At 73.4% G+C, this 21,808-nt stretch carries 12 protein-coding genes (1 of these 12 running past the window's edge); 4 read left to right on the top strand and 8 right to left on the bottom strand.

Translation table 11 applies throughout. The features are described from left to right. The first annotated feature begins 4 nt into the window (after window positions 1-4). From ACWIGU_RS28260 to ACWIGU_RS28245, 4 genes are all read left to right on the top strand, one after another. Window positions 5-1,546: an ABC transporter substrate-binding protein gene (locus tag ACWIGU_RS28260; protein ID WP_454404505.1), complete on the top strand. Its 1,542-nt coding sequence runs from the start codon at window positions 5-7 to the stop codon at window positions 1,544-1,546. After that, on the top strand, window positions 1,543-2,508 hold the full coding sequence (locus ACWIGU_RS28255; protein ID WP_454404504.1) for an ABC transporter permease: 966 nt from the start codon (window positions 1,543-1,545) through the stop codon (window positions 2,506-2,508). The genes ACWIGU_RS28260 and ACWIGU_RS28255 overlap by 4 nt, the downstream gene beginning before the upstream one ends. Before the next feature lie 146 nt (window positions 2,509-2,654). Continuing rightward, window positions 2,655-3,398: an ABC transporter permease gene (locus ACWIGU_RS28250; protein ID WP_454404503.1), complete on the top strand. Its 744-nt coding sequence runs from the start codon at window positions 2,655-2,657 to the stop codon at window positions 3,396-3,398. Continuing rightward, window positions 3,395-5,122 carry an ABC transporter ATP-binding protein gene (locus ACWIGU_RS28245; RefSeq protein ID WP_454404502.1) on the top strand — a complete coding sequence of 576 codons (1,728 nt, stop codon included), beginning with the start codon at window positions 3,395-3,397 and terminating at the stop codon, window positions 5,120-5,122. The genes ACWIGU_RS28250 and ACWIGU_RS28245 overlap by 4 nt, the downstream gene beginning before the upstream one ends. 56 nt (window positions 5,123-5,178) lie before the next feature. Here the strand turns inward: ACWIGU_RS28245 and ACWIGU_RS28240 are convergent, their stop codons facing one another. The 8 genes in view from ACWIGU_RS28240 to ACWIGU_RS28205 are tightly spaced (at most 59 nt apart) and all read right to left on the bottom strand, a layout consistent with a single transcriptional unit that may run on beyond the window. Next, entirely contained in the window at window positions 5,179-6,729 is a 1,551-nt protein-coding gene (locus ACWIGU_RS28240) for a D-alanine--poly(phosphoribitol) ligase (protein ID WP_454404501.1), read from the bottom strand. Then, window positions 6,726-6,974 (bottom strand): acyl carrier protein, encoded by a 249-nt coding sequence (locus tag ACWIGU_RS28235; protein ID WP_454404500.1) that lies wholly within the window; start codon window positions 6,972-6,974, stop codon window positions 6,726-6,728. The genes ACWIGU_RS28240 and ACWIGU_RS28235 overlap by 4 nt, the downstream gene beginning before the upstream one ends. A gap of 43 nt (window positions 6,975-7,017) precedes the next feature. Next, complete coding sequence (locus ACWIGU_RS28230) at window positions 7,018-7,701, bottom strand: Crp/Fnr family transcriptional regulator (RefSeq protein WP_454404499.1); 684 nt, start codon at window positions 7,699-7,701, stop codon at window positions 7,018-7,020. Window positions 7,702-7,735: 34 nt separating this feature from the next. Further along, complete coding sequence (locus tag ACWIGU_RS28225) at window positions 7,736-8,539, bottom strand: thioesterase II family protein (RefSeq protein WP_454404498.1); 804 nt, start codon at window positions 8,537-8,539, stop codon at window positions 7,736-7,738. Window positions 8,540-8,598: 59 nt separating this feature from the next. Continuing rightward, window positions 8,599-9,849 carry a hydroxymethylglutaryl-CoA synthase family protein gene (locus ACWIGU_RS28220; RefSeq protein ID WP_454404497.1) on the bottom strand — a complete coding sequence of 417 codons (1,251 nt, stop codon included), beginning with the start codon at window positions 9,847-9,849 and terminating at the stop codon, window positions 8,599-8,601. Next, a complete protein-coding gene (locus ACWIGU_RS28215) occupies window positions 9,846-10,106 on the bottom strand; it encodes an acyl carrier protein (protein ID WP_454404496.1) in 261 nt (86 codons plus the stop codon). The genes ACWIGU_RS28220 and ACWIGU_RS28215 overlap by 4 nt, the downstream gene beginning before the upstream one ends. Beyond that, on the bottom strand, window positions 10,103-11,089 hold the full coding sequence (locus tag ACWIGU_RS28210; protein ID WP_454404495.1) for an LnmK family bifunctional acyltransferase/decarboxylase: 987 nt from the start codon (window positions 11,087-11,089) through the stop codon (window positions 10,103-10,105). Before ACWIGU_RS28210 ends, ACWIGU_RS28215 begins: the two co-directional genes overlap by 4 nt. Beyond that, a protein-coding gene (locus ACWIGU_RS28205; protein ID WP_454404494.1) for an SDR family NAD(P)-dependent oxidoreductase crosses the window boundary here: on the bottom strand, window positions 11,086-21,808 show its end. Its footprint extends 11,387 nt past the window's final position; the window shows 10,723 of its 22,110 coding nt (coding positions 11,388-22,110); its start codon lies off the right edge, out of view; it ends in the stop codon at window positions 11,086-11,088. Before ACWIGU_RS28205 ends, ACWIGU_RS28210 begins: the two co-directional genes overlap by 4 nt.

The raw sequence follows: 21,808 nt of genomic DNA, 5'->3' as shown, positions 1-21,808 counted from the left end.
TGCCATGTCACGGGTCAACGGCGTCGGCCGGCGCCGCTTCCTGCAGTGGGGCGCGGCCGCGGCGACGGCCACCGCGGGCGCCACGGCCCTGTCCGGCTGCGCCACCTCCAAGAGCGGCGACACCCGGTCGGTCGGCTCCGCGGGCAAGCTGCTTCGGGTCGGGGCGTCGGACGCCACCGGCACCACCAGCCTCGACCCGCGGCACGCCGGGTTCGGTGCCAGCTACATCGCCCTGTACCACCTGTACGACCAGCTGATGTACCTGAAGGGCAGCCGCTACGAGCTGGGGCTCGCCGAGTCCGTGGAGCCCGACAAGGACGCCGGTGAGTGGACCATCCGCCTGCACAAGCACGCGGTGTTCCACGACGGCTCACCGGTGCGGGCCGCGGACGTCGCCTACTCGCTGCGCACCCTCGCCACGCCGCCGTCCACCCGCGCCAACAACTTCGTCGACCTGGACCTGGACCGGCTCAAGGCGGTCGACGCCCACACCCTGAAGGTGGGGCTCAAGCGGCCCCGCGGCGACTTCAGGGAGGCCGTCCTTGCGGTCTTCTCACCGGTGTTCCCCGAAGGCACCCGCGGCAAGGACTTCGACAAGGGCATCGGCTCCGGCCCGTACCGCCTCGAGGAGCACGACGGCAAGAACCTCCGCCTCGCCGTCAACGACAAGTACTGGGGCGGCACCTCGTACTTCCGGCGGATCGAACTCGACCTCATCGCCGACCCCGCCGCCCGCCTCGCCGCCCTCAAGAGCGGCCAGATCGACTACGCCTTCGGCATCACCGCCACGGGTGCCAGGGCCGAGCGCGGCAGCAGCGCGATCCGGGTCCGCCGGGGCGGCACCGCCAACTCCAACGCGCTGTCCTTCGCCATGAACGAGCGGCTCGCCCCGTTCGACAACCCCGATGTGCGGCGCGCGGTGCGCCTCGCCGCGGACCGCGAGGCACTCGTGCGGCAGGTGCTCCTCGGCCTCGGCACCAAGGGCGACGACGTGGTCGGCAAGGGCCTGCCCGGCTACGCGGGCGGGAATCGCAAGCGCGACCTGGCCGAGGCCAGGCGGCTGTTCGCCCGTGCCAAGGTCGACTCTCTGACGCTGCACGCGGCGGACACCGTGCCCGGTTTCGTGGCCGCGGCCCGCCTGCTCGGTCAGCAGCTGAAGGAGGCCGGCGTGGACCTCGAAGTGCAGAAGGTGCCCGCCGACACCTACTACGCCGACCTGAAGGGTCTCGCCCGCATCCCGTTCCAGACCTTCTACTACGCCAACCGGCCCGCCGCCGTGCACCTGTCCGCCACCACCACCAAGGGCGCGTTCTTCAACGTGACCGGGCTCGGCGAGCCGCACTTCAAGCGTCTGGCGAGCGCCCAGGCCACGGTCGACGACAGCAAGCGCGAAGCCGCCTTCGCCGCCGTCCAGCGAGGCCTGTACTCCTCCGGCGGCGACCTTCTGTGGGGCTTCCAGGAGCAGTTGGACGCCTCGGCGCCCGGGCTCTCGGGGGTGTGGTCGAGCCAGTCCATCCCGGTGTTCACCCGGGCCAGGTCCGCGTGACGTCCGCCGTCCGGCTCGCGGCCCTGGCCGTACGCCGGCTCGGCGGCGCCCTGGCCACCCTGCTGGTCGGCTCGTTCGTGCTGTTCGCCGCCGCCGAGGTGCTGCCGGGCGACGCGGCCGCCGCCGCGCTCGGCGGCTCCGCGACCCCCGCGGACGTCGCCAGGATGCACGCCGAACTCGGCCTCGACCGGCCCGTGCTGGTGCGCTACGGCGACTGGATCGGCGCGGCGTTCTCCGGCGACCTCGGGCAGAGCCTCGTGGACCGCCGCCCTGTCGCCGAGATCATCTCGGGGCCGCTGGCCGACACCCTGCTCCTCGCCGGTGTGTGCGCCCTGCTCACGGTCGTCCTCGCGCTCGCCATCGGAATCGCCGCCGGGCTGCGCCCGGGCGGCCTGCTCGACCGGCTGCTCTCCGGCGGCGCCGTCACCCTGGTCTCGGTGCCGCAGTTCGTCACGGCGGGCATCCTGACCCTGGTCTTCTCCTCCTGGCTCGGAGTGTTGCCGGCCGTGTCCCTGGTCCCGTTCGGCGATCCGCTGCTCGCACACCCCGAGGCGCTGGTGCTCCCGGTGGCGGCGCTGACGCTGTTCTCCGCTTCCTGGGCCAGCCGCATGGTCCGGGCGGCCGTCGTCGACGCGGCGGCGGCCCCGCACGTGGAGGCGGCCCGTCTCGCCGGGCTCTCCCCGGCCCGCGTGGTGCTGCGGCACCTGCTGCCGACCGCGGCCGGGCCGTGCGCCCAGGTCTTCGGCTGGCTCGCCGGGACCCTCGTCGGCGGCACGGCCGTGGTGGAAAAGGTCTTCAACTACCCAGGTCTGTCAAGAGAGCTGGTCGCTGCCGTGCAGCATCACGACGCGGCCGTCCTGGAAGGCATCGGGCTCCTCATGGCCGCGGCGGTCGTCGGCGGCCTCCTCCTGGCCGACCTCCTGGCCATGGCGGTGGACCCGCGCATGAGGACGGCGACATGACGGCCCAGACGCCGACACCGACACCGACTGCGACACCGACTGCGACTGCGACTGCGACTGCGGCGCCGGCCGGCACCAGGGCCCCCGACACCAGCCCTGCCAGAACCCGACCGGGCCGACGGGCCGCGCTGCTGTTGGTGCTGCCCGTGGCGGCCGTCGTCCTGTTCGCCCTGATCGGACCCTGGCTCGCCCCGCACGACCCGGCCCGCATCACCGCCGCGCCCTACGACACCGGCCACCTGCTGCTCGGCTCGGACGGCGACGGCCGCGACGTGTGGTCCCGGTTCCTGGCCGGAGGCCGCCCGCTGGTCCTGATCCCGCTGCTCGCCACCGCCGTCACCACCCTCCTGGGCACCGCGACCGGAGTACTCGCCGGCTATGCGGGCGGCCGCGTCGACGCGGTGGTCTCCCGGCTCGACACCCTGCTGCTCGCCCTGCCGCCGGTCCTGGTCCTCCTGGTCCTGATGCACGGCTGGGGCTATCGCACGCTCACCCTCGTCACGGCGGTCGCCGTCACCGGCGTGCCCTTCGTCTCCAGGGTCGCCCGGGCCGCGACGGCACAGGTCGTGCACGCCGGATACGTCGACCAGGCCGTCGCACTCGGGGACGGTCCGGTGGCGGTGATGGCCCGGGAGATCGTGCCCAACATCGTGCGGCCCGTCCTCGCGGACGCCGGCACCCGCCTCGCCATCGCCATCACCCTCACCGCGTCCGCCGGCTTCCTCGGCTTCGGACCCGACAGCCCCAACTGGGGCGCCATGATCAGCGAGAACATGGAGGGCGTGACGCTGGCGCCCTGGGGCGTGGCGGCGCCCGCACTGGGGCTCGCCGTGCTCACCGTCTCCGTCAACCTCGCCCTGGACCGGGCGATCGCGAGGTTCGTGCCGTGAGCGCAGTCTTCGACGCCCACAGCGACCTGGCCGTCCCGGTCCCCGACCGCCCGCACGGTCAGGGCCGGGCCGACGCCGCGCCGGAGGTCATCTCCGTCACCGACCTGACCGTGGCCGACCCGAACGGACGGCCCGTGCTCGACCGCCTGACCCTGACCGTGCGCGCGGGCGAACGCGTCGGCGTCGTGGGCGAGTCGGGCTCGGGCAAGACCACCCTCGCGCTCGCCCTGCTCGGCGCCCTGCGGCCCGGACTGCGCACCGCGGGCGGCGGGGTGCGCGTGGCCGGAGCGGACCCGCTCGCCCTGCGCGGCCGCGCCCTGCGCCGGCTGCGGCGGCACACCGTGGCGTATCTGCCGCAGGACCCGGCCGCCGCGCTGACCCCCACGATGCGGGTCGGCGCACTGGTCTCGGAACTCGCCGTGCGCCGCACCCCCGAGGAGGCGGCCCGCACCCTGCGCAGCGTGGGCCTGCCCGACGGCCGGGACTTCCTGCGCCGTTTCCCGCACGAACTGTCCGGCGGACAGCAACAGCGCCTCGCCCTCGGCCGGGTGCTCGCGGCCGGGCCCGCCGCCCTCGTCCTGGACGAGCCGACGACGGGGCTCGACGTGCTCACCCAGCGCCTGGTCCTCGACGAGGTGGCCCGCCTGGCCGCCGAGCGGAACCTCACCCTGCTGTTCATCACGCACGACCTGCCCGCGGCCGCCCGCCTGACCGACCGGCTCGCGGTGCTGAAGGCGGGCAGGGTCGTGGAGGAGGGCCCGGTGGACGCCGTGCTCGGGCGGCCCCGTGCGGCGTACACCCGCGAACTGGTACGCGCGGTACCGGACATCGGCGAGGCGGCGGCCCGCCCGGCCGCCCGGCCCGGCAGCGCCGCGGCCACCGCGCCCGTGCTGCGGGTCAGCGGGTTGCGCGCCGGACACGGGCGCGGCAGAGCACGGGTGACGACCGCCCAGGACGTGTCCTTCCACATCGAGCCGGGCGAGTGCGTGGCGCTGCTCGGCGGGTCCGGCACCGGCAAGACGACCCTGGCGCGCTGCGTCACGGGGCACCACGGCCCCGACGGCGGCCTGATCGAACTGGCCGGTTCCGCTGTCCCCGGGCCGCTGCGCGGCCGCACCCTCGACCAGCGCCGCCTCGTACAGCTCGTCGCGCAGGACGCGAACGGATCGCTCAACCCGCGGCGCACGGTGGGCGCGGCCATTGCCAGGCCGCTGCGCGTGCTGCGTGGGCTCGGCGGACAGGCCGCTGCCGCGGAGACGGAGCGGCTGCTGTGCCTGGTGGGGCTCGACCCGCAGTGGGCCGGCCGGCTGCCGCGCACCCTGTCGGGCGGCCAGCGCCAGCGGGTGGCCATCGCGCGGGCGCTCGCCGCTCAGCCGCGGCTGCTGCTGTGCGACGAGGTCACCTCGAGTCTCGACGTCCGCATCCAGGCCGAGATCCTCGCCCTGCTCGACGGGCTCCGCTCCCGCCTGAGCCTCGGGCTGCTGCTGATCAGCCACGACCTGGGCGTGATCGCGCGGATGGCCGACCGCGTCCTCGTCCTCGACGGGGGCACCGTACGCGAACAGGGCCCCGTCGCCGAGGTGTTCGCCGCCCCGCGGCACCCGTGGACCCGGGCCGTGCTGGACGCGGTCCCCTCCGTACGAGGAGAACTGGCCGGCCGGGCAGAGCGCACCCCGGCGGCGGGCGAGTCCCGGCCACGCGAAACGGCAGTCGACGGGGTCTGACCCGGGTCCGGCCCGGGCCTGTCTCCACCGTCAACTGCCGTGCGTCGTCCGTCAGTTCAGGACGCCGGGGCGAGGTTTCCGCCCAGGCGGCGTTCCGCCTCTTCCCGCAGCCGCAGGCGGTCCGTCTTGCCGTTGGGGTTCAGCGGCGGGTCCGGCAGCGCCCACAGATGGGCGGGCAGCATGTACGGAGGCAGCCGGTGGGCCAGGTCCTGGGCCGTCCCGGTCAGCCGGCCGGCCGCGTCGTCGCCGATGACGAAGGCGGCAAGAACGGGTCCGGCCGCTCCGGGGACCGCGAGGACCACCGCCTCGGTGCCCGGCGCGCAGGCCCGCACGGCCTCCTCCACCTCGGACAGCTCCACCCGATAGCCGTGGATCTTGACCTGTCCGTCGTCGCGGCCGAGGTGCACCAAAGTGCCGTCGGGCGTGCGGCGCACCCGGTCCCCGGTCCGGTACCAGCGCCGACCGTCGTGGGTCAGGAAGCGGTCCGTGTCGTTCGCGGGGTCGAGATAGCCGTCGAACATCTGCGGCCCGGTGACGCACAGTTCGCCGGTGTCGCCGCCGACCCGACCGTCGTCGAGAAGGACGTACCGAAGTCCGGTGTTCGGCTCCCCGATGGGCACGGTGCCCGAACCGGGGGAGGGGACCCAGTGATGCGCGGTGCAGGCGATGGTCAGCTCGGTGGGACCGTAGAGGTTGTCGATGGACGTGCCGGGTGCCGCCGCGCTCCAGTACGCGGCGCTCTCCTCGGGCAGCGGCTCGCCGCAGAAGACGGTGTGGCGCACCGAGGGCAGGCTGTTTTCGCCGAGCAGGCCGCGGGTGCGCAGCGCGGCGACCAGGCTGGGCGTCGAGGTCCACACGGTGATGCCGTGAGCACGGATGTAGCGGCCCGGATCGAGGGCCTGAAGCCGGTTGAGGACGGTCAGACACGCTCCGCTCGACCAGGCGCACCACACCTCGAACATGGACAGGTCGAAGGTGAGCTCGTAGACCTGCCCGAAGACGTCGTCGGGTCCGAAGTCGTAGCGCGGCAGGGAGGCGGCCAGGAAGGCGGACACATTGCCGTGCCGGATCGGCACGCCCTTGGGGCGGCCGGTGGAGCCCGAGGTGAACAGGATGTACGCCAGTGAGTCGGCGCCCTGAGCGGGGGGCCGGTCCCCTGCCGGGTCGGGCACCAGGACGGGGGTGCCCCGCCGCGGTCCGCTCCACTCGCCGAGCCGCGGTGCCAGCGTGACCAGCGGCGGCGCGGCCGCGGCCACCTCGTCGAGCTGGGCGGCGCCCGAGGGGTCGACGATCAGCGCGTCGAGCCCGGCGGCAGCGGCGATGTCGCGGTTGCGGCCGACGGGGTACTCCGGGTTGAGCGGGACGGCCGTGCAGCCCGCGTACAGCGCGGCCAGAAAGCCGAGCAGGCTCTCCTCGCTCTTCGCCGCGAGGACCCCGACCCGGCGCGGCGCGCGCCCCCCGCTGTGCAGGGCCGCGGCCCAGGAGCGCGCGGTGCGGTCCGCCTCGGCATAGGTCCAGCTGCGGTGGTTGATGCGCAGCGCGGTACCCCGCGGATTGCGGGCCAGACCGTCGAGGAACCAGTGGTGCAGCAGCTTGGCGCCGCTCATCGGCCGGCTCCGTCGAGGGAGCTGACCAGCTCCCAGACCGTGGCGGGCGTGATGAAGTTGGCGGGCGCCACGGCGTCGTCGGGCAGGGGCATGCCGTAGCCCTCCTCGATGGCCACGATCAGGCCGACCGTCGCCATCGAGTCGAGCCCGAAGGCCGCGAGCGGCAGATCCTCCGTGAGCGGGGCGTCGGCGTCGAGACCGGGCAGCCGGTCCCTGAGCAGAGTCTCGAACTTGTGGTCCCACATGGGGGTGTCACCTCGTGAGGGTCGTCGGGGCGCTGCGGCGGGATCAGGCGCAGCGGCTTTCCAGATAGGCGGCGAGCCGGCTCTGGTCGATGATCAGGTGGGACTCGCGGGTGACCTCGACCAGACCCCGGTCACGGAAGCCCTTGAGGAAGTGCCCCACGCGCGAGCGGGTGGTGCCGACCATGCCGGCCAGCTCCTCGTGGGTGATCCGCTCCGCGATGTGCGGCCGGCGCCCGTCGCCCCGTCCGAGCTTGCGGGCGAGGTCGAGGAGGATCTCGCCGAGCCGCTGCTCGCTGTCGACGGTCACCAGATGCGTGATGGACTGCTGCTGTTCGGCGAGGCGCCGGGTGAGGTGGTTGATGAACTCGTCGACGATCCCGGCCGCGGTGATCGAGGACAGGAAGTGCTCGTACGACATGCGGTGGACGACGCTGTCGCGCATCGCGATGGCCGACTCCTCGCGGATCCCGCCGAGCGAGCACAGCTCACCGAAGATGCTCCCGGGCGTGTGGATGCGCAGGAGGCACTCCTTGCCCGAGCGGGAGAACATCACCGTCTTGAGCCGGCCGCTCTCCAGGAAGTACACGTTGCGGTCCTGACCGCCGCAGCTGTAGGCACTCTGGTTCCGTCTGACCATCGCCGTCGTGGTGTGCGGCGACTGGTCGCGCAGGAAGTCACGAAGCCGGGCGTCGAATCCGGTGGGTTCGGTGACATCCAGCAGGTTCATCTGGCCTCCCGGTCAATCGGTCGCCACGTGACAATCACATGGCAACGTTATGAACCCGCCTTCGAAGAACACTTGAGCCCTGATGCACGGAGTCCATGGCCGCCCGGAGCGCGGACATCAGGTCGTCCGGCGCCCCCTTCAGGTAGAAGTGGTCGCCGGGAAAGACCCGCAGCCGGAAGTCGCCGCTGGTCACCTCGCGCCACCGGGCCACCGCGTGGGGGTCGGCGAGAGGGTCGGCGTCACCGGTGAACGCGAACACCGGGCAGGTCAGGGCCGGTCCCGGCGGCGGCACCGGCCGGTAGGTCTCGTTGACCTCGTGGTCGGCGCGCAGCGGCGGCAGGAAGTGCCGCAGCAGGTCCCGCTGACGCAGCACCTCGGACGGGGTGCCGCCGAGCCGGGACACCTCGGCGAGGAACTCGTCCTCCGGCAGGGTGTGCACCGGGCGCCTGTGGTCCGGCACGAAGGGCCCGCGCCGCCCGGACACGAGCAGGGCCAGAGGCGGGCGCAAGCCCCGCTCGATCAGGGCCCGAGCACTCTCGTAGGCGACGATCGAGCCGAGGCTGTGCCCGAACAGGACGTACGGCAGGTCGAGTTGAGGGGCCAGTTCGGCGACCAGGCCGTCGACCAGGGGGCCCATCCGGGTGTGCGAGGTCTCCCGCGCCCGGCGCTCACGGCCGGGCAGGACGACGGGGCGCACGTCGACGCCGGGCCCCAGGGCCCGCCGCCACGGATGGAAGAAGGAACTTCCGCCGCCCGCGTGGGCGAAGCAGAACAGGCGCAGGCCGGCCGCCGCCTCGTCCTCGCCGGCGGGCCGGGTGGCCGTCGCAGAGCCGTACACATCGTCTCCTTTTCGCTGCGGTGGTCGCGGGCGGCGGCCGGATACGGCCGCCGCCGGGGTCAGCGCCACGCGTACTGGCGGTGGTAGTCCTTGACGCCGGTGAAGGTGAGGATCTCCGGGCGGTCGCCGACCCGGTCGAGCAGCGGCTCCCATGCGGCCGGGTCCACGGTGCGGTTCTCGACCGGCACCAGGCACTCGAGATTGTGCTCGAGCACCGCCAGGTACTCGTCGAAGGTGATCCGGGCCCGGGCTTCGAGACGCTTGCCGATGCCCTGTTCGGCGACGGCCGCGGCGGACCGCTCGTCGACGATTCCGCTGAAGAACTCCGACGAGCAGCCGGAACCGTACGAGAACAGGCCCACCCGGCTCGGCGCGGTCACCACACCGGAGTCGAGCAGGCTGGCCAGGGCCAGGTACACCGACCCGGAGCACAGGTTGCCGACCGCGCCCGGGTAGACCAGGGACGGGGCGACGCGGCGGGCGAAGTCCTCGTCGATACGCGGCCCCGTGACGCCCTGCTCGCGCATCATCTTGCGGTGCCCGGCCTTGACCAGGCCCGCGAACGGGGTGTGCATGACGAGATGGTCGAAGTCGCGGGTGAAGTCCACGTCGGTCACGCGGGTGGCGTAGTCCGCGTACGCGTTCTTCAGGCAGTCGAGATACGCGAACAGCGAGCGGTCGACATCGGCGATGTCGAAGCGCGGCGACGGCCGGGCCGAGTCGAGGGTCTCGTAGCTGTAGTTGCCGAACGCGCCGAGGTCCATGGCGAGGACGCGGGGCCGGTCGCTCAGGAGCATGGCCGCGGCGCCGTGCCCCGCCGCGGGCTCGGAGTACTCGGCCTTCTCGTCCACCACCGCCACATCCGTGGCGATGACCAGGGCCTTCGCCCCGGGCGAGATCCCGGAGGCCAGATAGCCGACCGCGGTCTGCACGGCCGCGGTCGCGCCGAAACAGGCCTGCTTGACCTCGATGAGGCGGCAGTGCCGGTTCAGGCCCAGGTACTTGTGGACGTACGACGTGAGGGACTTGCTGTAGTCGACCCCCGACTCGGTGGACGTCACCACCAGCTCGATCCGGGCGCGCTCCTCGGGCGACAGGGCCTCGACGAGGGGGCGGGCCGCGTTGACGGCGTTGGTGACGGGGTCCTCGATGGGCAGGCCGATGGAGCGCTCGGACATCATGAGGTTGTCGAGGCGCTCGGGGTCGAGGCCGCGGCCCGCGAAGAGGTCCGCGGCGGTGAGGCGGGCCAGACCGCACCACACGTTCAAGGCCTCGATGCCGTAGGCCTGTTCGGCACCGGTCGTGGTCATCGCCGGGCTCCGCTCAGAAAGTCGATGAGGCTGTCGATGTCGGGCAGGTCGCTGAAGTCGGACATCGGGGCGTCCACCCGGGTGCGGTCGAGGAGCGCCGCGATGATCTCGACCCGGTCCACGGAGTCGGCCCCCAGGTCCTTCAAGTGCCGCTTGCCGCCGATGAGCCGAGGGTCGACACCGGGCAGGATCTCGGTGACGACCTCGACGACGAGCCGGGCCGTGTGTGCCCGCACATCCGGTGGTGCCTGGGTCATGCTTCCCCCTTCGGGTCGTGAGCGTCGTGCTGGGAGTGCTGGGAGTGCTGGGAGTGCTGGGTGTGCAGCGTGCTGACGGCGATGACGCGGCCGCTGTCGCGGTCGCTGATGACGACGTCGACGAGTTCCTCGCCGGGCGTCTCGGTGCTCACCCGGACGCGGGCGCCCAGCGTCAGGACCGAGTCCAGGTCGGCGTTGCCGAGGTAGCACATCTGCTGGTCGACCACGACCCGGCGCAGGAACGCCCGGTCGGAGCGGCCGAGCCGGCGCCACAGGGCGAGCGCGGCCTTGTCGACCATGGAGAAGTACGAGGCGAAGTAGAGGAGTCCGACGCCGTTGACGTCACGGACGATGTCCACCGGGTGCTCGACCTCGACGGTCTCGGGCAGCAGCCGGAAACCGGGCTCGTCCAGGGCGCGGAAGGTGTGCGCGGTGCGTGCCTCGCGGTACACGGCACGCGGCGAGTACGCGGCCGGCAGCTGCGGCAGCCGGTCGTTGCGGAAGCCGGGCGGCGAGGACTTCACCAGGTCCTGGTTGCTGCCCGGCGCGGAGCGGGTCACCCAGCGGTTGAAGTTCTCCACATACAGGGAGCCGTCCCGCGGCCGCTCGTAGAACTCATGGAGATCCAGGGGGCGTCGGTCGTCCTGACTGCCCGCCCGGTCGATGCGGTGCAAGGTGAGCACCGACTCGGTGCCCTGGTCGTAGCAGCCCGAGGTCACGGTGAGGCGGTCGCCGAAGGTGAGGGAGCCGGGGTGCAGCTCCCGTCCGCCGCGCACCCGGAAGTAGTAGAACGCCAGATAGGTGGGGTTGCCCGTCGCGTCACGGGCCGCGAACACATCGGTGTCGCACTGTGCGCTGACGGTCTCCCAGGTCCAGTCGCCGAGCTGGCCGACGAACAGCGAGCCGGGACCGCACATGCCGGGCCGCACCGTGACGGCCTGTTGGATCTCGGGCCTGACGTCGAGCGACGAGGTGATGGTCATGCGGGGTGCTCCTCGAGGAAGGCGGACAGGACGGCGTTGAACTCCTCGGAGCTCGACAGGCTCGGGAAGTGCCCGGCGTCGGGCACCTCGTGGTAGCGGGCGTCGGGGATGGCACCGTGCAGCAGGTGCGCCGTCTTCTGCGGAATGACCGTGTCGTGCCGGCCCTGCACGATCAGCGTGGGCACGGCGATGTCGCCGAGCCGGCCGAGCAGGTCGGGCGCGGCGGCGAACACGTCGAGGTAGCGCAGGCCGGTCTGCGGGTCCATGCTTTCGCAGCGCAGCAGGAGCCGCTCGTAGTGGGCGCGTTCGCGGTCCAGCCGCGACGAACCGCTCAGTGACTGGACCTGGTCGAAGTCCTCCTTGGCCACCAGGGCGAGCCGGTTGACCTCGCCGGCCCGGTTGCCGAGCTTGTACGAGCTGCCGATCAGGGTCAGTGACGCGGTGGACTCCGGGTGGCGCAGGGCGAACGTCTGGGCGGTGATCCCGCCGAAGGAGGCGCCCGCCACGTGCACGGGACCCTGGACACCGAGCCTGCGCAGCGCCCGCAGGCACAAGTCCGCGATGCCCTCGTAACCGAGCTCCTCGCACGCGGTGGTGTCACCCACCCCCGGGTGGTGCACCACGATCACCCGGTAGCGCTCGCTGAGCGCCGCGAACTGGGGGCCGAACAGCCCGGCGCCGATGTTGAAGGGAAGCATCATGAGCAGAGCCGGGCCGGCGCCGGCCGTGAACACCTCGACGTCGCCGCCGCCGTCGCCCTCGGGCAGCCGCAGCAGCACCCGCTCGACATCCGGGTGATGCTCGCGCAGCACCGCCCAGTTGTCGTTCTCGGCGGTGTGGCCCTCGGCCATCGCCTCGCGGATGTCGTCGGGCACCTGGTCCACCGGGTGGTACGACGCGAGGGCGGCGGGCCCGTCGGAGGCGGCGAGCAGCAGCTCCGGGACCTGCTGCGGGGCGCGGAACAGCGCCGTGAGCCGGGTGGTGAGCTCGTCGGTCTCCCGCTGCCCGAGTCCGACCGGCAGCGCGAGGCGTACCAGGGACGAGGTGCCGGGAGCGTCGTCCAGGTGGGCGGCGGCACGGATGCCGGTGTGCAGATACAGCCAGGCGAGGAAGGCGGGCACCGGGTGCTCGTGGCCGCGCAGCGCGGGCAGGCGCGCCGTGTCGAGGAGCACGCAGTGTGTGCCGGTGCCCGGGGCGACCGGGGCGCCGGCCGCGGCGAGGGCCTGCCGCAGGTCCGCCACGCGCCGTACCCGTTCGCCGGTCGCCGTCGCGGCCCAGTCGAGGTCGTCGAGCGCGGCGGCCGCGAGCGCGCGGGTGGCACGGCCCGCCTCCGGGCCGCGCAGTGCGATCCGCTCCCTCAGGTGGTGGGCGACGGTCGGGTCGTCGGTGGCGACGATCCCGCCGGTGTCCACGCCGAAGTCCTTGGAGAGGCTGATGGTGACGCTGTCGGCGAGGGAGAGCAGCTCGCGCGCCACGTCGAGCGGATCGCGGCCCGTCTGTCCCGGCTCGTGCGCGGCGATCAGCGCGGCGTTGTCCAGGACACGGGTGGCGTCCAGGACGAGCTGCAGGCCGTGCCGGTCGGCGGTCTCCCGGATGCCGGTGAGGTTGTGCAGGCTGAGCGCGGCCCCGCCCTGGGCGTTGTTGCTGACCTCCACGCACAGGAAGGCGATCGTGCCGGCGTGTTCGGTGAGCAGCCCGTTCAGGTGGCCGAGGTCGAGGTCTCCGCGGAAGACACCGTCGTCCGCGGTGGCCGCGCGACGGGCCGCGACGGGTGTGAACCCGTGGTCGAGGTGGCTGAAGTACCAGGTCGGGAACAGCGAGTTGTGCACCACGACGCCCTGCTGCGGCCAGGCCCGGCACAGCGCCGCTTCCGCGGCCCGCCCGGACGTGGTGGCCACGACACACGAGAACGGCAGCAGGTCGAGCCCTTCGAGGGTCTGGCCCACGGGGCGCCCGGCGGCCACGGCGTGCAGCCGCGCCGTGCGGGAGTGCACGAAGGGGCGGTCGAGTTCGGCCCAGGAGTCGGTGATCAGGTCGAACTCGACGTCGCCGGAGGCCAGATGGAGCGCGTTCCAGCCGTGGTCCGCCAGCTGTCGCTCACGGCGACGGGCATCGGCGGGCACCTCGGCCGCCCGGGCCGCGACGGCCGCCGGGGGAGCGGCGGCGGGCTCGGGCCGGGCGGCCGGGGCCTGCCGGGAAGCCGGGGCTGCCATGGCGGTGGGGGCGGTGGGGGCGGTCGGGGCCGTGGGGGCGCGGTCGCCGCCCACCTCCGGGTTGGCGATCATCAGGATCAGCCGGGAGACATCGGTGCGCTCCGCGTCCGCGGGCTGGCACAGATACAGCGGCAGATTCTCCGTACGGAACTTGTTCTTGAAACGCAGGTTGCCGTCACCGGTGAAGATGCCGCGCGAGCGCAGCTCCGTCAGGGCGGCCTCGGCCTCCGGCGCGGCGTTGGGCGACTCGCAGACCTTGGCGCCGAAGCTGCCGCCGAAGCTGAAGACGGTGCAGCCATCCGCCGCCGTCCGCTCGATGATCTTTACGACCGTGTGGTCGAGGCTGCCGAGCGGCGCGTCCTCGGGATAGAACTCGAGGTCGAGCAGATAGCCGTCCTCGGAGGGAATCTTGGTGACGATGACGGCGCTGACCATCCGGTCGTCCAGATGGGTGAGGAACATCCGGTGCCGTGCGGCGAGAATGCCGCGGCCGATCTCGTCCCGGACCGTCGAGACGTACGGGTTCACCATCTCCTTGGCCGCCGACCACCGGTCGATCAGCGTGGTGATCTCCTGGTCGGTACGCGGGTCGGAGCCGACGGTGTACTCCTCGGTCCGGCACGTGCCGGCCTTCTCGAACTTGCGCACCGCGTAGCGCAGCCGCTGCATCCGGCCGCCCTCGAGGCTGAAGTCCTTGATGCCCTCGAGCCGTTGGAGAGCCCCGAAGGGGGTGGCGGTGAACCGGACGCCGTCCACCTCCTCCAGGCGGATCAGCGAGACGATGTTCGCGGCCAGGCCGTGCGCCTGCCCGTAGCGCACGAACTCCGTGGCCAGGGCGGGCATCTCCTCGGTCGGACCGACATAGCTCCAGGTGAGCATGGCGTCGTCGCGGACCGAGAAGTTGAAGTACGCCGTGCGGCCCGCGCCCAGGAAGATCAGCGGGGCGATGTCGCGGCCCGGCAGTCCGCCCTCCCGGCCGTACGCGCTCTCCAGAGCGGCCACCGTCGAGGCGAGCTCCGGCTGCCCGGCGAGGGACTTCTTCTCGACCACCAGCGCCCCGCCGGTGTACGGCTCCTGGGACGCGGCGGGCCCGGGCCGGGGCCGCTCCAGCGGCGGGGACGAAAGACGACTTGCGGCCTGCGGACCGTGCGTCTCGGCGAGATGCGCGGCCAGCGCGCCGATCGTGGGGTGGTCGAAGAGCAGCGTCTTGCGCAGGGCGCCGAAGACCCGCTCCAGGGAGGCGACGACCCGCAGCATGTCGAAGGAGCCGAAGCCGTTGTCGACGAAGGACTTGGCGGGGTCGGCGGTGCGGCCGAGCTCACGCTCGATGACGTCCTGTACCAGGTCCTCCAGCGACGCGGAGGACTGCTGCGGTGCCTCGGCCGTGACCGGCTCGGCGGCGGGAGCGGCCCCGGCGGGGCCGACCAGCGGCGCGACGAACTCGGTGAGCTTGCCGACGGTGTCGTAGTTGTAGAGCTCGGTGGCCTTCAGGTCCAGGCCGAAGGCCTCGTTGAGCGTGCGGACGAGGTCCATGCGGTAGATGGAGTCGAGGCCCAGCTCACCGAAGGGGGCGTCGTTCTCGATCTCCTCGGGCGGCATGCCCAGGATCTTGGACAGTTCACCGCGCAGCAGGCCGACGACGGTGGAGGCGGCGGCCTCCGCCTCGGGGAGGGCCGGGGGCGGTGCGTCGGCCCGGACCGGCTGCGATGCCGTCGTGGCGAGAGCCGGAGCCGGCGGCGCGGGAACGGGTTCCCGGGTCGGCGCGGTCGCCGTGGCACCCCCCGCACTCCTCGGCGCCGCGAGGCGGATCTTGGGACCGCGACGCGTCGGTTGCGCCTCGCTGCGGGCTGTCATGGTGGCCTCCTTGCGTGCGGGTACGGCGGGCGCCGTCGGTTCGGCATCCGGGGTGGGGAACCAGTGGCGGGTGCGGGCGAACGGCGCCGTGGGCAGCGGGACACGTCCGGGGGCCTTCGGCCACCAGGTGTGCCACGGCACGTCGGCGCCCTCGCACCACGACTTCCGCAGCAGCGCGGGGTCCTCGTCGCTCTGCACGGAGGGAGCGTCACGGCGGGCCGTCCCGGTCGCCGCGTGCTCCGGCAGCTCCCCGGCGGCGAATGCCTCCAGGGCGCCGATCAGCTCGTCACGGTCCCGCACCCGGACGGCGAAGCGGTGCCGGTGCCCGGTCCGGCCCGTCTGCAGCGTGTAGGCGACCCGCGCCAGATCGGCCTCCGGCGTGCTGGCCAGGTGCCGGGCGAGCCGTGCCGCGTAAGCCCGCAGATCGTCCGGGTCGCCGGCGGACAGCGGCACGGTGTGGGGGGCGAAGTCCTGCACGGCGGGCGCGGTCCGCGCCGGGTACGCCTCCAGCACCACATGGGCGTTGGAGCCGCCGAAGCCGAACGAGCTGACCCCGGCCCGCAGCACCTGCCTGCCGTCCGGCGTGCGGGCGGGCTCCCACGGGCGGTGGCGGTCGTTGACCGTGAACGGCGTGCCGTCGAGCCGCAGATACGGGCTGAGCCGGCGCAGATGCAGGCTCGCGGGCAGCGCGCGGTGGCGCATGCTCTGCACCACCTTGAGGACGCCCGCGATCCCGGAGGCCGTCTCCAGGTGACCGATGTTGGTCTTCACCGCGCCGATGGCGATCCGCCCGGTGTCCGGCACGGCCTCGCCGCGCTCCTCGTGCAGCGTCGTGAACGCCTTCTTCAGACCCTCGATCTCGATCGGGTCGCCGAGCCGGGTACCGGTGCCGTGCGCCTCGATGTACGTGATCGTGTCCGGTGCCACCCCGGCCTCGCGCACGGCGGCGGCCACGACCCTGGCCTGGGACTCGGGGTTGGGCGCGGTCAGGGAGTTGCTGCGGCCGCCGTGGTTGACGGCGGTGCCCTTGACCACCGCGTAGATATGGTCCCCGTCGGCCTCGGCCCGGGCCAGCGGCTTCAGGAGGACCGCGCCGACGCCCTCACCGCGGACGTAGCCGTCGGCGTCGGCGTCGAAGGTCTTGCAGCGGCCGTCCGGGCTGAGCATGCCCGACTGGGTGAAGGACTCCAGCAGACCCGGGGTCAGGATGACGTTGACGCCACCCGCGACGGCCAGTTCGCACTCGCCGTCCTGGATGGCGCGCAGGGCGCGGTGGATCGCGACCAGGGAGCTGGAACAGGCGGTGTCGACGGCCTCGCTGGGACCGTTCAGGTCGAACAGGTACGAGACCCGGTTGGCGAGGACGGAGTGGGCGATACCGGTGGCGGTGTGCGCCTGCACCGCGACGCCGTTCTCCTTGAGCAGATCGTCGTAGTCATGGGTGGCGACCCCGACGAAGAGGCCGCACGGGGCGCCCGCGAGGTCGGCCGGACGGTAGCCCGCGTCCTCGAACACCCGCCACGCGGTCTGCAGGAAGAGCCGCTGCTGCGGGTCCATGAGGGCGGCCTCGTTGGGCGAGATGCCGAAGAGGCGGGCATCGAAGGTGTCGACGGAGTCGAGGAAGCCGCCGCGCAGCTCGCGGGTGGCCGGGTTGGCGCGGATCGCGGTGCGGTCCTCAGGCACCGGCCGCACCAGGTCGACGCCGCCCGCGAGGTGCTCCCAGAACTCGTCGGCGTCCGCCGAGCCGGGGAACACCCCGGCGATCCCGATGACGGCGATCTCGGCGCGGCCGACGGGTGCGGGTGCGGTGGTCACTGCCGGTGCCGGTGCGGGTGCGGTGGTCACTGCGGTCACGGGTGGGACCGATGGCGCAGGAGACGCGGGGACGGCCGGTGCCGCGGGGGCCGGGGCGGGTGTGCCGTCGGACACGGCCGGCTCGTCGCGTACGTCCGTGTGCTCGGCCGGGCTGTCCGGTGCGTAGTGCAGGGCCAGTTCCGCGGCGTGGTGCTGCGTCAGGTACTCCGCGAACGAGACCAGGTCGGGACACTCGAACAGGACCGTGGGCAGCAGGTCGAGGCCGAAGCGTTCGTTGACCTTGTTGACCAGCTCGGTGAGCGTGATCGAGTCGAAGCCCAGCTCCAGAAGTTCGGCCGCCACGTCGACCTCCGAGGGGTCCACGAGCAGGAACCCGGAGGCCAGCACCCGCGCCTCGTGCTCCACGAGCTCCCGCAGCGCCGCCCCGTCCATGGCGGGCAGCCCGTGGCGTGCGGCAGCGGGCCGCGGCGCCGCGGCCGGGGCCGCCGCCTCAGGCCGTACCAGCGACTCCACCACGCACAGGGCGGGCAGTTCGCAGGCGAGGCCCCGGACGAAGGCCTCCAGACCCGCGTGCGTGCTCAGCGGCACCATGTCCCAGGTGCGGGCGAACATCTCGCGGGTGGCGTCGTCCACCGTCATCCCGCCGTCGGCCCACAGGGGCCAGCCGATCGACAGGCTGCGCCCGGACCGCAGCCCGGCCGCGCGCAGGCCGTCGCGGCGGGCGGCGAAGGCGTTGAGGAACGCGTTCGCGTACGCGTAGTCGGCCTGCCCCAGGTTGCCCGACTCGCCGGACATCGAGGAGAACAGGACGAAGAAGTCCAGCGGCTGGTCCGCGGTCGCCGCGTCCAGGTGCACGGTCCCGGACACCTTCGGCGCGAGGACCTCGTCGAGCTCCCGCGCCGTCTTCTTCACCGCCCGGGCGTCCCGGGTCACGCCCGCGGAGTGCAGCACACCGCGCAGCGGCCCGAACTCGGTGCTGACGGACGCCACCAGGCGCTCCACGGACGCCGCGTCCCGCAGGTCGGCTGACCGGTGCAGCACCCGGGCCCCGTCGCCGTTCAGCTCGGCGATGCGGCGGGCGGCATCGTCGCCCGGCTGCGAGCGGCCGGCCAGCACGATCGTGGCGTCGTCCGGCGCCCGCCCGGCCAGGTACGCCGCGAAGTGCAGACCGAGCGCGCCCGCGCCGCCGGTGATCAGATAGGTGCCGCCCGCCCGCGGCGCGAAGTCGCACAGACCGGCGGCCGGCGGCTCGAACCGCTCCAGGTTCTTCTCGCTGCGGCCGCCGTCGGCGGCGTAGGAGACCTCGACGGCACCCGGCCGCGCGGCGCGCAGTTCGGCGACGACCGCCTCTGTGCCGACGCCGCCCGCGGGCAGCTCCACGCGTACGCCGCTGAACCTGCTGTGCTCGAGGCCGAGGGTGCGCAGCGTGGCGCCGACCGCGATGTGCCGGGGCTCGGCGCCCTGTGCGCCCGCGCGGTGGGCGAACACGACGCGCAGGCCGGGGCGTTCGGGCCTGCCCAGTACGGCCACCGCGGACCACAGGACGAACGGCAGGACCGACTCGCGGCCGTCGGCGCCCTGTCGCTGGCTGTCGGCTTCCGCTTCGCCGGCCAGGTGCACGACGGCATCCGGCAGCAGTCCGCGCCCCGCGAGGTCCTCGATCAGCCGGGTGTGCTCGGCCGGGTCGGTGCCGCGCAGGGTGTACGCGGCGTGGGGGCCGGTGTCGCTGCGGGCGAAGGCCGGGCCGTCGGACGCGTACACCACGGTGCTGCCCGCGGCTGTCAACTGCCCGGCGAGTTCCAGGCGTTGGGGCGTCTCGGCGCCGCACAGGAGCACGGTGCCCGGCGCCTGCTCCCCGGCGGGCAAAGGCGCGGGCGTCCATACCGGTGCCAGGTAGCGGGTACGGGTCTCGGGCGCGCCGCTTCCGGCGCGCGGGGCGATCTCCAGGCCGTCCACGGCCTGGAGGACTCGCCCGGTGCCGTCGGTGAGCCGGATGTCGAACCGGCGCCGGCCGCCCGTCGCGCCCTCGGCCGTGACCTCCCTGACGTAGGCCCAGCTGTCCGCGGGCAGCGCGCCATGGGCCCGTATCTCCCCCATGCCGACGGGCAGATACGACTCGTCCGCCGCGCACAGGCTCGACACCGCTTGCAGCGCGCCGTCGAGGAGCGCGGGGTGCAGGGCGTGGGCGGGGCCGACGCGGCGCATCAGGCGGCTCAGGCTCAGCCGGGCCAGACACTCACCGGTGCCCGTCCACAGGTCCGCGACGGTGCGCAGGGGGCGGCCGTACTCCAGGCCCGCGCGGGCGAACGCGTCGTAGAACTCGCAGGGGTCGGGGCGCCCGGTGCTGCGGTCCCGCACGGCGGCCAGGTCGATGCCGTCGTCGTCGGCGCAGGGGCCCTCGGTGAGGGTGCCCCGGGCGACGGTGGTGCCGGACGGTCCGCCCGCGGTGATCCGGAACGCGGTCCCGGTGCCGTCCTCGGTGAAGCCGACCGTCACCCGGTCGGTCCCGGCGTCCAGGTCGACGGGCGTCAGCCAGCGCACGGAGCCGAGCCGGAAGGGGAATGCGGCCCCCGCGGAGCCGTCCGCGCCGGGACAGACCTCGCGGGCCACTTCCAGGAGCGACACCCCGGGCACCCAGCGGGAACCGGAGATCCGGTGATGCGCCGCGAGGGCGAGCGCCGGGTGGGTGGCCCCGCGCTCGACCGTGACGTCGGCCATGACCTCGGCAGTGACGTCAGCAGTGATGTCAGCAGTGACGTCAGCCGTGACGCCGGCCGCGGGCCCGCCTCCGTCGCGATCGTTGCCCTCGGCCGGCTGCACGAGGACGGGCACCGGGACGGGGCGTTCAGCGGCTGCGGCTGCTGCTGCGGCTACGGGTTCGGGGCGGGCCGGCTCCGGGGAGGGCAGGCGGGTCGCGGCGTCCGGTTCGGCGGCGGCCGGCTCCGCACCGGACAGCGGCTCCGCGGCCGGACGGCCGCCGCCCGGGAGCTCCGGCGCCAGATGGTGCGGGTCGGAGGTGATCCAGTGGCGGCTGCGGTTGAAGGGATACGTCGGGAACGCGACCTTGCGGACCGGGCGTCCCGCGTCCGCCGTACGCCAGTCGACCCGGCCCCCGAGCGTCCAGTGCTCCACGGCGTCCGCCCAGCGGCGCCCGGTCAGGGCGGCGGCGAGTTCCTGGGCGCCGAGCCCGCTGCCGGCTCCGCCCTTGCGGGCCGTGCCGGTACTCACGCCCTCGCCCGCCGCCCCGGTCGCGGCGAACTCCCGCAGCCGGGCGGCGAGTTGTCCGTGCGAAGCGGCCGTCACCGCGAGGCGCTCGGGCAGCTCGCGCCGCCCCACCCTGCTGGTGTGCGCCAGGTCGGCGAGCCGGACTCGCGCGCCTTCGGGGCCGCCCACGAAGTCGGCGACTCGCCCCGCGTGACGGGCGAGGGTCTCGCGGTCGAGCGCGGAGAGCACGAACAGCTCCGGCTCCTCGGCACCCGCGGCTCCCATGGTGTCCTCGGCGTCCAGCGGGTCCGGGCCGGTGTACTCCTCAAGGACCATGTGTACGTTCGCTCCTCCCGCTCCGAACGAGCTGATACCGGCCCGCCGCGGCCAGCTGCGCTCCTCGCCGTCCACACCGGCGACCGGACGGTCCCAGGGCTCGGCGGTGCGCTGCGGCCCGAACGGCGAACCCGTGAAATCGATCTTCGGGTTGAGACGGTCCAGATGGATGGTGGGCGCCAGAGCGCGGTGCTTGAGCTGGAGCAGCACCTTCGTCACGGCGGCGATACCGGCCGCGCCCTCCAGGTGGCCGATGTTGGACTTCACCGATCCGACGGCGCAGTAGCCGTCGTCGGTGGCGCCCGCGGCGCGGAACGCCTTGGTCAGACCGCCCAGTTCGATGGGGTCGCCGAGCGCCGTGCCGGTGCCGTGGGCCTCCACGTAGGACACGGTCCGCGGATGCACGCCGGACCGGCGCAGCGTCCGCTCCACGAGCCGGGCCTGGGCGTTGGGGTTGGGCACGGTGTAACCGCTGACCTTGCCGCCCGCGTTGCTGAACGCGCCCTTGACGACCCCCCAGATGGTGTCGCCGTCGGCCTCGGCCTGCGCGAGCGGCTTGAGGAGCACCGCGCCCGCGCCCTCGCCGGGAACGAACCCGTCGGCGCCGTCGTCGAAGACCCGGCAGGCGTCGGCGGCGGAGAGCATGTTGCGGGCGCACAGGGCAGCGAAGTGCGCCGGGTGCAGGATCAGGTTCGTACCGCCCGCGATCGCCATCCGGCTCTCACCGCGGCGCAGGCTCTCGCAGGCCAGCTGGATGGCGCTGAGCGCGGACGAGCAGGCGGAGTCGACGGCGAGGCTCGGACCCTGCAGGTCGAACGTGTAGGAGACACGGTTGGCCATCGACCAGTACGCGGAGTGGCCGGTGGCGTAGCGGCCCTCGGGCCAGTCGGTGGCTGCCGCGAGGAGGCCGTACTCGCCGTACATCAGCCCGGCGAAGACACCTGTCTGCGGTTCGTGCGTGTACGTGCCGAGGTATCCGGCTGTCTCCAGGAGCTCCCAGCAGGTCTCCAGGAACAGCCGCTCCTGCGGGTCGATGTCGGCCGCGTCGCGCGGCAGGATGCCGAAGAGCGGGGCGTCGAACATCTCGATGTCTTCGAGGAAGCCGCCCCAGCGGCTGTAGCTGCGGTGCTTGCGGCTCTTGTCCGGGTCGAAGTTGCGGCGCCAGTCCCAGCGTTCGGACGGGATCTCCGTGATGCAGCTGCGGCCCTCGGAGAGATTGCGCCAGAACGCCTCCAGGTCGGGAGACTGGGGGTAGCGGCCCACGACGCCGATGACGGCGATGTCGAGAGGGTCCGCG

The sequence above is a fragment of the Streptomyces sp. NPDC055400 genome (assembly GCF_053644375.1).
Note: the sequence above shows the minus strand (reverse complement) of the source record. Positions and strands in the feature narration are given on the sequence as shown.

Bases quoted from the DNA above. Each gene is read 5' to 3' on its own strand.
- ACWIGU_RS28260 (WP_454404505.1), top strand. From the start codon at position 5: ATGTCACGGGTCAACGGCGTCGGCCGGCGCCGCTTCCTGCAGTGGGGC.
- ACWIGU_RS28240 (WP_454404501.1), bottom strand. From the start codon at position 6,729: ATGAGCGGCGCCAAGCTGCTGCACCACTGGTTCCTCGACGGTCTGGCC.
- ACWIGU_RS28235 (WP_454404500.1), bottom strand. From the start codon at position 6,974: ATGTGGGACCACAAGTTCGAGACTCTGCTCAGGGACCGGCTGCCCGGT.
- ACWIGU_RS28230 (WP_454404499.1), bottom strand. From the start codon at position 7,701: ATGAACCTGCTGGATGTCACCGAACCCACCGGATTCGACGCCCGGCTT.
- ACWIGU_RS28220 (WP_454404497.1), bottom strand. From the start codon at position 9,849: ATGACCACGACCGGTGCCGAACAGGCCTACGGCATCGAGGCCTTGAAC.
- ACWIGU_RS28215 (WP_454404496.1), bottom strand. From the start codon at position 10,106: ATGACCCAGGCACCACCGGATGTGCGGGCACACACGGCCCGGCTCGTC.
- ACWIGU_RS28210 (WP_454404495.1), bottom strand. From the start codon at position 11,089: ATGACCATCACCTCGTCGCTCGACGTCAGGCCCGAGATCCAACAGGCC.